The organism is Streptomyces hilarionis, assembly GCF_024539675.1.
Lineage (GTDB): Bacteria > Actinomycetota > Actinomycetes > Streptomycetales > Streptomycetaceae > Streptomyces > Streptomyces hilarionis.
Window position 1 is genome coordinate 1 of record NZ_JAHHIT010000678.1, and the last position, 285, is coordinate 285.

The following is a 285-nucleotide window of genomic DNA, read 5'->3' on the forward strand; positions in this document are numbered from 1 at the left end:
TGCTGGCATACCGACGCGCACTATCAGCACTTACGCGATTCATCATGACAAGTTCATCGTAGTGGATGGCAAAGCGGTAGAAACCGGAAGCTTCAACTACACCGCTGCCGCCGCCAAGAGCAACAGCGAGAACGCATTGGTGGTTTGGAATGATGCCGATCTCGCCGAGCAATACCTGAACCACTGGCAAAGCCGGTGGGATCAGGGCAAAGCTTTCAAGCCGCAATATTGAGCGAGGGTCTACCAATGGACAAAGACGAAAACCCAATGGACAAGGATCGAACG

1 protein-coding gene is annotated in these 285 nt (G+C 53.0%); it reads left to right on the forward strand.

From position 1 onward, the window contains the following. Positions 1-232: phospholipase D-like domain-containing protein (locus KMS84_RS44495; protein ID WP_256921563.1), on the forward strand; the 232-nt coding region annotated here is incomplete at its 5' end. Between the last annotated feature and the right edge of the window lie 53 nt (positions 233-285).